Source organism: Staphylococcus sp. EG-SA-18 (assembly GCF_017151825.1).
Lineage (GTDB): Bacteria > Bacillota > Bacilli > Staphylococcales > Staphylococcaceae > Staphylococcus > Staphylococcus aureus.
Map to the genome: position 1 here is coordinate 1 of NZ_JACYVY010000051.1, position 11,233 is coordinate 11,233.

The window sequence follows — 11,233 nt, forward strand, 5'->3', positions numbered from 1 at the left end:
TTTCAAAAATGGAAAGAAACAAGTAGTGAATTTAAAATCAGACATCTTTACACCTAATTTATTTAGTGCCAAAGATATTAAAAAGATAGATATTGATGTAAAACAATACACTAAATCAAAAAAAAATAAATAAATCTAATAATGTGAAATTCCCAGTAACAATAAATAAATTTGAAAACATAGTTTCAAATGAATTTGTGTTCTATAATGCAAGCAAAATTACAATTAATGATTTAAGTATAAAACTTAAATCAGCAATTGCAAATGATCAAGGGATAACTAAACATGACATAGAACTTGCTGAACGCGCAGTGTATAAAGTGTATTTTAAAAATGGTTCGTCAAAATATGTAGACTTAAAAACTGAGTATAAAGATGAAAGAGTATTTAAAGCAACTGACATTAAAAAGGTAGATATTGAACTTAAATTCTAATCTTTAATTTTATAATAAGGCATCTCACAATCGTGGGGTGCCTTTTACATTTGTAGAGATGTGATGCTTGAATGTTTGAAGTGATTTGCCAAAAGTTATATAAATTGGTTCTATAATAAATCGGACTGATAGAAAAAGTTTTTTACTTTTCATCTGTCCGATTTTTTGATTTTGTTAGGAGAGATGTATAAAACTAATTAGGTATAGTGTTTGACAAGTTGCTGAATAAAATATATCTTATGATACTTTGAAAGAAGGAATAATTTTAAAAATAAAAAACCAATAATCCGAGTCATACTCATCAGATTATTGGTTGAAATTAATTATCTTAAGTCATCAATCGCTTTAGCAATTGAATCAAATACATGTGGGATATCTTCTTTTTCTACACAGCTAAACGCAATACGAATATCTGTTGCATTAAGTGCAATAACACCAATTGAATATTTTTCAATTAAATGTTTACGAAGTTCTTCAGGGTCAACATCATGAACTTTTATTGCCATAAAGTATCCAGAGTTAAAGTCATAGGCTTGCCAATGTGAATGATATTGATCAGCATAGACAACTTCCTTAGTGACTTCATAGCGTTCTTTTAATGTTTGAATATTTTGTTCGATTTCTTTATCGAATTGTTTATTATTTTTTAATACATGCTTAACAGCGCTTTGTGTTGGAAGAGGTCCACTAGAAATGTTACTTCGTATAAGACCTTTTACTTTGGCTTCTAATACTTCTTTAGTTGTTTGATCAGACGTTCCAAATGTCATAAACCCAACACGGAATCCCCATGCGAAAAATTCTTTTGTTGCACCATCTAAACGAACAGGTAATATTGCATTTGAATTTAAATTAGATAATGCAGTAAATAATGATTGAGTATACACATCTTCATAGAATAAACCATAGTATGCGTCATCCACAACAGCTATAACTTTTGTACCTTTATCAGCTAATGCTTTAATTGCATCGACGATGGTAGTCACTTCTTTATGCGTAGGTGTGTAACCTGTCGGATTATTAGGATAATTTAAAATCATAATGACTTTATCTTTATTGTATGATTGTAAAGCTTCTACAAGTGAATCAGTAGTATAATGCCCGTCTTTATCAAAGATAGGATATGTTTGAAGGTTTGCACCATTTCTCGTATTGAAAACAAGTTTGTAATTACCCCAATTATGATCTGGTAACAAGATAGTGTCACCTTGATTTACAAATAAATCGCCAACTAAAGATAAACCATGTGTTAATGCATTCGTAACAATTGGTAGTGACATGTTGTCGATTGATAGCTCTGGATTGTCACGCAACATTTTTTGTTGCCATAAATCACGTAATTCTTCGATGCCTTGTGGTGGCGCATAAGGGAATATTTCATCTGGAGTTAAATCATTAAACATTGCATCTAAAGATGATGCAAACATTTTTCCGTCTTTGTTTGTCGCCATACCTATAGTTGCATTATATGTTGTACTCTTTGCTTCAGCAGATTGAGATAAAATGCCTTTTGGATAAAACATATTTTGACCTAAGTCAGATAACATTGCAAAGGCAGTTGCATTTGACTGTTGAAGTTGTTCATTTAAGCTTTGGGCTAAAGGATTCATTATTGCTTAACCTCTCTTTAAAAAAATTGTATGCCTATATATTATCTTCAATTATACCAAAGATAAAGTGTTGTTGGTGAATTAACGAATAATATGTAAAATCTGCTGCCAAAATACGAACATATGTTCTGTTTTTATGTTAGAATAGGTGTAGGTCATCCTTCAGTATGATACTTTAGTCGAACGGAGGTGTAGTGTAATGATGTGGTGGCAAGAAGGGATGATGACACTTATTACAGGTGGCTTACTAATTATTTTTCGACTTTGGTTAGAACTGAAATGGAAAAATAAAAAATGATCCTACACACATAAATAACCCCAAGTCTGCTGGTACCAGACTTGGGGTTGTGTAGTATAATTCTGTGGATACACTTAAATAATATCATTGAACACAATATATCGCAATCAATAATCATTTTGATTGAATGGTTTTGTTGCGCTATTTTAGTTGAAAGTGATTAGTACCTTGAACTTTTGAAATTCAATAACTTATTAAAAAAATTTATATTTGTTATAATGTCGATGTTGAGGTGAAATAAATTGAAACATCTAACAAAAATATTTGTAGTACTTGCAATTATTTTATTTATTATTGGTTATTATTTACAAGCAACTAATCATGAAAGCCAAGGTATAAAATTATTATTAGCAGCGATTATGTTTATGATTTGTGCTTTTATAAGTAGAAGTAATGATCGACGTAAAAATAGTAAATAGAATTGACTGTTTAAAACGATTGTTTATGTTGACGCTACGGTTGTCACGTAGAGATTAAAGACATTCGTTTTAGCAGTCTTTTTTATTGAAGTAGACAATGCAAGATTAAATGGTAGTGTCATTTCATTTTATTCAACTGCTAGTAATACAATACTCAGTGTTATTTCTGAAGACTGGTTGATAATGAGACATGCATATTTACAAAACTGTGTATATTGTGTATATTGTATATATACAGAAAGTGATAGGGGGACGTTGATGAAAATAATTTTAAAAAACAATAGTGATTTTCCGATTTATGAACAGATTAAGCAACAAGTAAAACAAAATATTTTAAAGGGACATGTTGCTCCTGGAGAGCATTTGCCGTCAATGAGAGAACTTGCCAAAGATCTTCAAGTAAGTTTGATTACTACCAAACGTGCTTATGAAGATTTAGAGAAAGACGGTTTTGTTACAACAATTAGAGGAAAAGGGACCTTTGTTAAGGAGCAAGATAGTTCTATTTTAAAAGAGAAACAATTTTTTACCATTGAAAATTTGGTTAAAGAATTGGTTAATGAAGCGCAAGCCATCGAAATGTCACTTGAGGAACTTCAAGATATTTTAACGTTCATTTATGAGGAGGAATCATCATGAATGCCATAGAATTAAGTAATGTTAATTATTCAAGTGATCAGTTTAATTTAAAGAATATCTCTTTCAAAGTTCCTCAAGGATTCGTCACTGGTTTTATTGGTAGAAATGGCGCTGGTAAAACCACAATAATAAGGTTAATTATGGATTTGTATCAACCACAAACTGGTGTTATTAGAGTATTAGAAGAGGATATGGCTCTCAATCCGATAGAGTTAAAGAATAGAATTGGGTTTGTTTACTCTGAAAATTATTTTAATGAGAGATGGACTACGAAGCAACTTGAAAAAATGATTGCCCCTTTTTATCGTAAATGGGACCATCAAGTATTTGAATTTTATCTTGAAAAGTTCGATTTACCAATCAATAAATCAATAAAAACATTTTCGACTGGGATGAAAATGAAATTATCACTAGCAGTTGCATTTTCACATCATGCTGAATTGTATATTTTTGATGAGCCTACTTCAGGTCTTGATCCCTTAGCTAGAAATGAGCTATTGGAGATAATTCAGCAAGAATTAATTGATGAAAATAAAACAATATTCATGTCGACACACATTATCTCAGATTTAGAAAAAATAGCTGATTATATCATTCACTTAAGTGACGGTGAAGTTATCTTAAATGGTTCAAAAGAACAACTGTTACAAAGATATCAAGTTGTGAGTGGTGCTATTGAGGACCTTGATGATGAATTAGCATCTCTACTTATTTATGAAGAACATAAGCGTACGGGATTTATAGGATTAACAGAACATGCGCAAGTATTTAAAGAAATTTTAGGTCATAAAGTGAATATCATTACACCTTCTATTGAGAACTTAATGGTTTATCTTGAAAAGAGAAAACCTAAATATCATGAAAACATCAAATTGATGGAAGAAGGTTTTTAAATGAAGGCATTGTTAATTAGGAATTTTAAATTACGACGATATACACTTATCATCTATGTTCTATTATTAACCTTATATCCTTTTTATATAATGCTTGACTCAACAAAGTTCTTTTACCTATTGCAATCTTTTATAAGTCCAACAATATTGATTATTTGGATTTTAGATGCTGGTCACTTATTTAGACTCAATCGTAGATTAGGTGGTAATGATTCATATTATTTTTATATGAGTTTACCAGTGTCAAAAAAACAATTGCTTAATGCCAACTATATTACATGCATTGTTTTAACATTAATTGGAACGCTTGTTATTAGTTTATATGCTTATGAAGCAGATGTGATTGAACCAAATTCAATCTATTTTTCAACTGCATATGCATTTGTCATATCTAACTTCTTGTCTATACCAATTGCATTTAGTCAATTTACAGAATTGCGTAGAGTCAAAGTGCCATATGGTATATACGTGTTTACTATTATCATTTTAGTTCCATTTTTATTTTCAATTGCAATAGTGTTGGTGAATTATTTTCTTCTAAGTCAATCATCATTCCCAGATTTATATTCATATATTTTAAATATTGGTTTTCTAATTATAAGCATTGTTATACTTATTGTTAATTATTTTAAACAGCTCAATAAAATAAATACTAGAAAATTTAAAGGAGGCAGTCGATGAAATTAGAACATATTACAAAAAAATACGGCTCAAATGTCGTTTTAAATGATATTGATTTTGACTTTGGCGATAGTAGAATTGTCGGATTAATAGGAAAAAACGGTGTTGGTAAAACAACCGTTATGAAAGTAATGAATGGTAATATTATTAAATTTGATGGAAAAGTAGACATTGATAATGCAGATAATATCGGTTTTTTAATTGAGCATCCTAAATTATATGATAATAAATCAGGATTGTATAACTTGAAATTATTTGCACAAGTATTAGGTAAGGGTTTTGATAAAGCATACACAGACAAAATTATAGATGCATTTGGTATGAGACCTTATATTAAAAAGAAAGTTAAGAAATATTCAATGGGGATGAAGCAAAAGTTAGCAATTGCAGTATCTTTAATGAATAAACCTAAATTTTTAATCTTGGATGAGCCTACAAATGGTATGGATCCAGATGGCTCAATTGATGTGCTGACTACAATTAAGTCTCTAGTAAATGAACTTGATATGAGAATTCTAATATCAAGTCATAAGTTAGAAGATATTGAATTAATTTGTGATAGAGCTGTATTTTTAAGAGACGGACATTTTGTTCAAGATGTAAACATGGAGGAAGGTGTTGCATCTGACACAACGATAGTTACTGTTGATCATAAAGACTTTGATAGAACTGAAAAATATCTTGCAGAGCATTTCCAATTACAAAATGTCGACAAAGCAGACGGACATTTAATGATTAATGCACAAAAAAATTATCAAGTTATACTAAAAGCATTATCTGAATTAGATATTTATCCGAAATATATTGAAACACGTAAAAGTTCATTGCGTGATACGTACTTCAATATAAATCAAAGAGGTGATAAATAATGAGAATTTTAAATTTAGTTAAGTATGATCTTTATAGTATTTTTAAAAGTCCTTTAACATATTTAGCGATACTAGTCGTATCTAGTTTGATTGCAACTCAAAGTATACTTATGGCAAATTCTATGGATAACCCGAAACATATTATTGTCTATGGATCTGTATTTGCTGCAGCAAAATGGTTATTGTTAATAATTGGATTAATGTTTGTTGTTAAGACAATTACGCGTGATTTTTCACAAGGTACAATTCAACTATATATGAGTAAAGTTAAAACACGCGTTGGATACATTATTTCGAAAACAATTTCAATTATTTTAATTTCAATATTATTTGCATTAATTCATTATGTGATTTTGATTGTTGTGCAGGCATCTAGTAATGGAAAAAATTTGGCGTTTTCTAAATATGTAGATAATTTATGGTTCTTCCTAATCTTTTTACTATTCTTTGGCTTGTTTTTATTCTTAATCACACTTGCATCACAAAAAACAGCAATGATATTTTCATTAGGTGTATTTTTAGTACTTATTGTACCGTTTATTAAACCTTTTATTACATTTATCCCAAGATACGGTGAAAAAGTTTTAGATGCTTTTGATTATATCCCTTTTGCTTACTTAACTGATAAAATGATTAGCTCTAACTTTGATTTTAGCAATTGGCAATGGGTAATTTCATTAGGTTCTATAGTAATATTCTTCATTTTGAATATCTTATATGTCGCTAAAAAAGACATTTAATAAAAATAATTTTGAGGTTGGGAATTTTAAATTTTCCCAACCTCAAAGTTTGTCTTATTGTAAATTTATTTATTTTCTAATTTATTTAGGATGGAATTATAAACTGCTTTCCAAAATGAAGCGTCAGTTTTATAGCGGTTTGATATAACTAAGTGTGTTTCTTTTTCTAAATCTGCATAGTCTGGATGATCTTTGCTCGGTAATTTATCAGCACGAACATCAGTTACAAATTTTTGGACTTCATTTGCTCTTGGTCCCCAAACTGTTTCTTGTTCGAATTGATCATTCAAGAATACGAAGATAGGAATTGCACGTGATTTACCATTTGTTAAATATTGATCGATCAGTTTTGTATCATCATCTCTATGGAACACGCGTACTTCTAAATTTAATGCTTCACTGATGTGTTTTAGAATTGGGAGATTCATCATTGCATCTCCACACCAGTCTTCAGTAATTACTAATACTTTAGAATAATTCATCTCTTTTATTTTTTTGATGCGTGAATCATCTTCTGGTAACTCAAATGATTGATAGATACTGAGAACGGTATCTTGATTTGTCTTCATTCCATCAATGTATTCATTTAAGGGTTGGCTATTTTTGAAATAAGTTTCTAAATTTGTCATTGTAAAAACCTCCTTTAGCATTTACAACATTATACCAATTTATAGTAATAAAAGGTAATGAAATAAATTAATTGCAAATTCTTTGTTAATTTTTGTTAAGGATGAAACGGGAAGCACCTTATGCTATATTTAAATAAGTACAAAGAAAGGGTGACATCAGTGCGTATTCAAAATCGCTGGGTTGTGTTTATATTATTTTTAATCTGTTCTTTTGGTGTATTAATTGGTTTATATCAATATCGTCATACGAAAACTGTGGATTTGTCTAATCTTGAAATAAACGATATTAAATTAAATGAGAAGTTTGATAAAAAAGGCTATGAAGTAAATAAAAAAATTAAGTTTGATCGTTTTAAATTTTATAACAGTAAAGCTCACCCTGATCTTACCGTTAAAGTGAGAGAAAAGGATAACATCGTTAAGGGGATAATATTAGTAAGAGATGAAAAGATACATACTAATTTTGATGGGGGAATTGGTTCGCCGATAAATAACGCGATTGAAAATCTTGGATTCGGATATAAAAGAACAAAAGTTGGCAATGATTTCTCATCGGTAAAGTATATTGATAGAGATAACCATTTAAAATTAAACTTACTTTATCAAGATTTAGAAATTAAACGTATTGAATTTTTTAGTAAATAGCTTTAGGTCTTAAAGTTATAAAAAACGAATGAATAATTTTATTGGGATGAGTGACCTATATGAACAAGATTACTTATTTAAATGAATTAGAAACAGCACTTGATGCGCTACCTAGGCATTTAAGAGATCAAAAAATGTATGAATATGAACGTTATTTTTATGAGCAAGAACTTAATGGCGTTGATGAAGGGGAAATTTTAAAGAAGTTAAAAGACCCACAAGATGTTGCAGCTGAAACAAAAGCTAGAAGTGTTATTGATTATGCTGAATCTAAACCAACATTTGAAAATATTTCAAGAGCTGTTGCTGCTTCATTAAGTTTAGGCATTCTATCTATTTTTGTCATCCTTATACCAGTATCTATAGTTGGATTATTTGTATTAGCATTATTTTTAATATCACTTTTGCTGCTGTTTTGTCCAATTATTTTATTAGCATCAGCAATATCCAGAGGAATTGTGGACTCAATTAGTAATGTATTTTTTGCCATATCATATTCAGGATTAGGATTAGTATTTATCATTGTCATATTTAAGATTTTAGAATACATTTATCGTTTAATCTTAAAATATTTACTTTGGTATATTAAAACTGTCAAAGGAAGCGTTAGAAAATGAAGAAATTCTTTTTTATTGGGCTTTTAGTGTTTGTTGTCTTTTTTACAGCAGCAACCATTATTTGGTTCAGCTATGATAAAAACAAATATGGTACTAAACAATATGATAAAACATTCAAAGACGATGCTTTTGACAATGTATCTATAAATTTGGATAGTACAGAACTTCGTATAAAACGGGGGAATCAATTTAGAGTTAAATATGATGGTGACAATGATATATTAATTAATATAGTAGATAAGACGTTGAAGATTAGTGATAAAAGGTCTAAGACAAGAGGATATGCAATTGATATGAATCCTTTTCATGAGAATAAGAAAACGTTAACGATTGAAATGCCTGATAAAATGATTAAACGTTTAAATCTATCATCTGGAGCAGGAAGTGTTAGAATCAGTGATGTTGATTTAGAGAACACAAGTATTCAAAGCATTAACGGTGAAGTAGTTATTAAAAACTCAAATCTTGACGCACTAGATTCAAAGACAAATAATAGTTCTACTTATATTAGTAAAAGTAACATTAAAAATAGCAATATTAAAGTTGTTATTGGTACGCTACAAATCGACAAGAGTCAAATTAAACAATCCATATTTTTAAACGATCATGGTGACATTGAATTTAAAAACATGCCATCAAAAGTAGATGCAAAAGCTTCTACTAAACAAGGAGATATTCGTTTTAAGTATGATAGTAAACCTGAAGACACTATACTAAAGCTAAATCCGGGAACGGGTGATAGCGTAGTTAAAAATAAAACATTTACTAATGGTAAAGTTGGGAAAAGCGACAATGTTTTAGAATTTTATACGATTGATGGTAATATCAAAGTTGAATAAATAAAGGATGTAAGCACCGATATTAGGAAGCATAATTTCTCTAATATCGGTGTTATTTATTTGTTGGCAAAAGTTAAGTCGGTATCTATATTGCCAGTAAAGTGAGTGATATTAAGGTCTTGACCATCTAACCATGATTTGAAATCTATTATTTCTGGTGGCGCATTTTCTCCCAATGTAAAATATGCAGTTAATGTTTCAGGTTGATACATTGATGTATGGATGGTGCCAGACCAGCTTTTGAATAGTTTACTGTAAATTTCATACTGAGGATTATTGAATAACTTAAATGCTGTAGTCATATCTAAATTATCATTAGTTTGTGAAATGGTACGCGCCAGTCTTTCTTTAGATTCTTTTGTATAATTACGATTTTCATGTGTTAATATTTCAAAATGATTTGTACATATATTATCATAACGAACATCTATTGATCTCGGTGTCACTTCAACAATTGCATGGTTCAATGATTTGTCCATCAGTATGTAGCTAAATGAGCTTCTGTGTGGTATTTCTTTCAATAATTGTATTGCTTCTGTTACATTTCGGCAATTTTCAAGAATTAGACGACCAATCATATAACATACAAAACCATTTGCTGGTTTTTTCCGGTGCATAAAGTTATAGCCCATAGTTAATCCTGACTCATTCATACCATCCATTCTTCCAGTTACCCTTGATACAGGACCAATTTGAGCTAAACCGCTATCTGTAGGTTGATATAGTAAGTAGCGACCATCATAAGTTGCAGGGTGGTAATCATAATTTCTAACCATGAAGTCTTTGCCTTGAAAGACCGTGCAACCACTTTCTTTTAAATCGGTAAAACGATAATGTCCAAAGTTTAAAATAATTTGGCGTGTTGGCATTTTGAGTATACTTTGTAGTCCCATTAATTCTTCCCATATTTGAGGTGCGTAAGTTTGGAATATTTGATAAGTTTCATTTACATCTATATCGAAACGTGGGACACGTTTTTTCCATTCTTTTTCTCGATTTTTTAGAAGAGGTGTTTGTTGAAGCCATTTACCAGTTTTAACACCTAACTCGAAATGTGAACCTCTAAAAGTCATAATATCTGATATCACTTGTTGCATATCATCGGCCCCTTTCTTTTTAGTTGTAATATATTGTAAATAAATAGTAATCGTATGTATATTGAATGTCATGTTAAATAAAGTTATATTTTACTAAATGAAATATAAAATTGTTTGAGGTGATTTCTCGGTGTATAAGACTTATCAATCAGTTAAAACATATTTTTATAGATGGTGGGGATATTAAGTTAAAAACTTAAAATCATCTTATCATAAATAACAATCTTAAGTTAGCATTCACGATAATAGTCATTGTTAACATTAGCATATAAGGTCATGTCACGTTGAAACAGAGGTTCCTCGGCATTTTTGAAAATAATCATTAGCTTGCTCACTATATAATTTGATGAATATATTTCGTAAAAGTGGGTATTTATTTAATGATTATTCTATATATGATAGTATAATGAAATGTAGATAGGTATTTAATTTAACAGAGGTGAAATTGAGATGTGGAATTTTATTAAATGTGTGTTTAAATTCGTATTTAGCTTAGTTGCTATTACAACATTAGTTGCTGGTGTTGGTGTAGTAGCATTTGCTTATATCTTTAAAAAAGATTTTGAAGATATTGAAAGAAAAACTAAAGAAATTATTTCTGATATTGAAAGTAAAAATAACTAATAACATTTAGAGGCTGGGACATAAATCCCTAAAAAACAGCAGTGAGATAATTTTCAATTAGAAAATATCTTACTGCTGTTCTCTATTTATACAATACTTCGTATTGAATGGCTTCGCTTTCCTAGGGTGCCGTCTCAGCCTCGGTCTTCGACTGGCACTGCTCCCTCAGGAGTCTCGCCATTAATACTACGTATTAACA

At 29.8% G+C, this 11,233-nt stretch carries 16 protein-coding genes; 13 read left to right on the forward strand and 3 right to left on the reverse strand.

Annotated features, from left to right (window positions below; all coding sequences use genetic code 11):
- Positions 1 to 133, forward strand: a 133-nt coding sequence (locus IDG66_RS14325; RefSeq protein ID WP_430324777.1) for an MAP domain-containing protein, incomplete at its 5' end; no start/stop codon positions are given.
- A gap of 10 nt (positions 134 to 143) precedes the next feature.
- Complete coding sequence (locus tag IDG66_RS11035) at positions 144 to 434, forward strand: MAP domain-containing protein (RefSeq protein ID WP_001792929.1); 291 nt, start codon at positions 144 to 146, stop codon at positions 432 to 434.
- 323 nt (positions 435 to 757) lie between these two features.
- Here IDG66_RS11035 and IDG66_RS11040 read toward each other — a convergent pair whose 3' ends face one another.
- A complete protein-coding gene (locus IDG66_RS11040) occupies positions 758 to 2,044 on the reverse strand; it encodes an aminotransferase class I/II-fold pyridoxal phosphate-dependent enzyme (RefSeq protein WP_001068523.1) in 1,287 nt (428 codons plus the stop codon).
- A gap of 199 nt (positions 2,045 to 2,243) precedes the next feature.
- Between IDG66_RS11040 and IDG66_RS11045 the strand changes: the two genes are divergently transcribed.
- The 7 genes from IDG66_RS11045 (at position 2,244) to pmtD (ending at position 6,583) form a co-directional block, all read left to right on the forward strand.
- Positions 2,244 to 2,342: a Trp-rich small protein gene (locus IDG66_RS11045; RefSeq protein ID WP_000990056.1), complete on the forward strand. Its 99-nt coding sequence runs from the start codon at positions 2,244 to 2,246 to the stop codon at positions 2,340 to 2,342.
- A 242-nt stretch (positions 2,343 to 2,584) separates the two neighbouring features.
- Complete coding sequence (locus IDG66_RS11050; RefSeq protein WP_000681968.1) at positions 2,585 to 2,761, forward strand: SE1626 family protein; 177 nt, start codon at positions 2,585 to 2,587, stop codon at positions 2,759 to 2,761.
- 258 nt (positions 2,762 to 3,019) lie between these two features.
- Positions 3,020 to 3,400, forward strand: a complete 381-nt coding sequence (gene pmtR / locus IDG66_RS11055; protein ID WP_000691584.1) for a PSM export ABC transporter transcriptional regulator PmtR — start codon at positions 3,020 to 3,022, stop codon at positions 3,398 to 3,400.
- Complete coding sequence (pmtA, locus tag IDG66_RS11060) at positions 3,397 to 4,293, forward strand: phenol-soluble modulin export ABC transporter ATP-binding protein PmtA (RefSeq protein ID WP_000991301.1); 897 nt, start codon at positions 3,397 to 3,399, stop codon at positions 4,291 to 4,293. Before pmtR ends, pmtA begins: the two co-directional genes overlap by 4 nt.
- Entirely contained in the window at positions 4,294 to 4,974 is a 681-nt protein-coding gene (gene pmtB, locus IDG66_RS11065) for a phenol-soluble modulin export ABC transporter permease subunit PmtB (RefSeq protein WP_000645726.1), read from the forward strand. It begins immediately after the preceding gene.
- Positions 4,971 to 5,843: a phenol-soluble modulin export ABC transporter ATP-binding protein PmtC gene (pmtC, locus tag IDG66_RS11070; RefSeq protein ID WP_000763048.1), complete on the forward strand. Its 873-nt coding sequence runs from the start codon at positions 4,971 to 4,973 to the stop codon at positions 5,841 to 5,843. Before pmtB ends, pmtC begins: the two co-directional genes overlap by 4 nt.
- The gene (pmtD, locus tag IDG66_RS11075; RefSeq protein WP_001221657.1) at positions 5,843 to 6,583 is read left to right on the forward strand and encodes a phenol-soluble modulin export ABC transporter permease subunit PmtD; all 741 of its coding nucleotides are present in this window, start codon (positions 5,843 to 5,845) and stop codon (positions 6,581 to 6,583) included. Before pmtC ends, pmtD begins: the two co-directional genes overlap by 1 nt.
- A 65-nt stretch (positions 6,584 to 6,648) precedes the next feature.
- Here pmtD and IDG66_RS11080 read toward each other — a convergent pair whose 3' ends face one another.
- Positions 6,649 to 7,212 carry a thioredoxin family protein gene (locus IDG66_RS11080; RefSeq protein WP_000182842.1) on the reverse strand — a complete coding sequence of 188 codons (564 nt, stop codon included), beginning with the start codon at positions 7,210 to 7,212 and terminating at the stop codon, positions 6,649 to 6,651.
- A gap of 120 nt (positions 7,213 to 7,332) precedes the next feature.
- On the opposite strand from IDG66_RS11080, the gene IDG66_RS11085 reads away from it, so the two are divergent.
- The 3 genes from IDG66_RS11085 to IDG66_RS11095 are packed head-to-tail and all read left to right on the forward strand — an operon-like array spanning position 7,333 to position 9,313.
- Positions 7,333 to 7,857, forward strand: a complete 525-nt coding sequence (locus IDG66_RS11085; RefSeq protein ID WP_000966288.1) for a membrane protein — start codon at positions 7,333 to 7,335, stop codon at positions 7,855 to 7,857.
- Positions 7,858 to 7,916: 59 nt separating this feature from the next.
- Positions 7,917 to 8,474 (forward strand): HAAS signaling domain-containing protein, encoded by a 558-nt coding sequence (locus tag IDG66_RS11090; RefSeq protein WP_001033971.1) that lies wholly within the window; start codon positions 7,917 to 7,919, stop codon positions 8,472 to 8,474.
- Positions 8,471 to 9,313: a DUF4097 family beta strand repeat-containing protein gene (locus IDG66_RS11095; RefSeq protein ID WP_000713072.1), complete on the forward strand. Its 843-nt coding sequence runs from the start codon at positions 8,471 to 8,473 to the stop codon at positions 9,311 to 9,313. The genes IDG66_RS11090 and IDG66_RS11095 overlap by 4 nt, the downstream gene beginning before the upstream one ends.
- 56 nt (positions 9,314 to 9,369) lie before the next feature.
- Here the strand turns inward: IDG66_RS11095 and IDG66_RS11100 are convergent, their stop codons facing one another.
- Complete coding sequence (locus IDG66_RS11100; RefSeq protein ID WP_001188043.1) at positions 9,370 to 10,410, reverse strand: C45 family autoproteolytic acyltransferase/hydolase; 1,041 nt, start codon at positions 10,408 to 10,410, stop codon at positions 9,370 to 9,372.
- Between the two features lie 450 nt (positions 10,411 to 10,860).
- Here IDG66_RS11100 and IDG66_RS11105 point away from each other — a divergent pair, with 450 nt between their 5' ends.
- Positions 10,861 to 11,034 (forward strand): hypothetical protein, encoded by a 174-nt coding sequence (locus IDG66_RS11105; protein ID WP_000267034.1) that lies wholly within the window; start codon positions 10,861 to 10,863, stop codon positions 11,032 to 11,034.
- Positions 11,035 to 11,233: the final 199 nt, after the last annotated feature.

Bases quoted from the DNA above. Each gene is read 5' to 3' on its own strand.
- IDG66_RS11040 (WP_001068523.1), bottom strand. From the start codon at position 2,044: ATGAATCCTTTAGCCCAAAGCTTAAATGAACAACTTCAACAGTCAAAT.
- IDG66_RS11045 (WP_000990056.1), top strand. From the start codon at position 2,244: ATGATGTGGTGGCAAGAAGGGATGATGACACTTATTACAGGTGGCTTA.
- pmtR (WP_000691584.1), top strand. From the start codon at position 3,020: ATGAAAATAATTTTAAAAAACAATAGTGATTTTCCGATTTATGAACAG.
- pmtA (WP_000991301.1), top strand. From the start codon at position 3,397: ATGAATGCCATAGAATTAAGTAATGTTAATTATTCAAGTGATCAGTTT.
- pmtB (WP_000645726.1), top strand. From the start codon at position 4,294: ATGAAGGCATTGTTAATTAGGAATTTTAAATTACGACGATATACACTT.
- pmtC (WP_000763048.1), top strand. From the start codon at position 4,971: ATGAAATTAGAACATATTACAAAAAAATACGGCTCAAATGTCGTTTTA.
- pmtD (WP_001221657.1), top strand. From the start codon at position 5,843: ATGAGAATTTTAAATTTAGTTAAGTATGATCTTTATAGTATTTTTAAA.
- IDG66_RS11080 (WP_000182842.1), bottom strand. From the start codon at position 7,212: ATGACAAATTTAGAAACTTATTTCAAAAATAGCCAACCCTTAAATGAA.
- IDG66_RS11085 (WP_000966288.1), top strand. From the start codon at position 7,333: ATGCTATATTTAAATAAGTACAAAGAAAGGGTGACATCAGTGCGTATT.
- IDG66_RS11090 (WP_001033971.1), top strand. From the start codon at position 7,917: ATGAACAAGATTACTTATTTAAATGAATTAGAAACAGCACTTGATGCG.
- IDG66_RS11095 (WP_000713072.1), top strand. From the start codon at position 8,471: ATGAAGAAATTCTTTTTTATTGGGCTTTTAGTGTTTGTTGTCTTTTTT.
- IDG66_RS11100 (WP_001188043.1), bottom strand. From the start codon at position 10,410: ATGCAACAAGTGATATCAGATATTATGACTTTTAGAGGTTCACATTTC.
- IDG66_RS11105 (WP_000267034.1), top strand. From the start codon at position 10,861: ATGTGGAATTTTATTAAATGTGTGTTTAAATTCGTATTTAGCTTAGTT.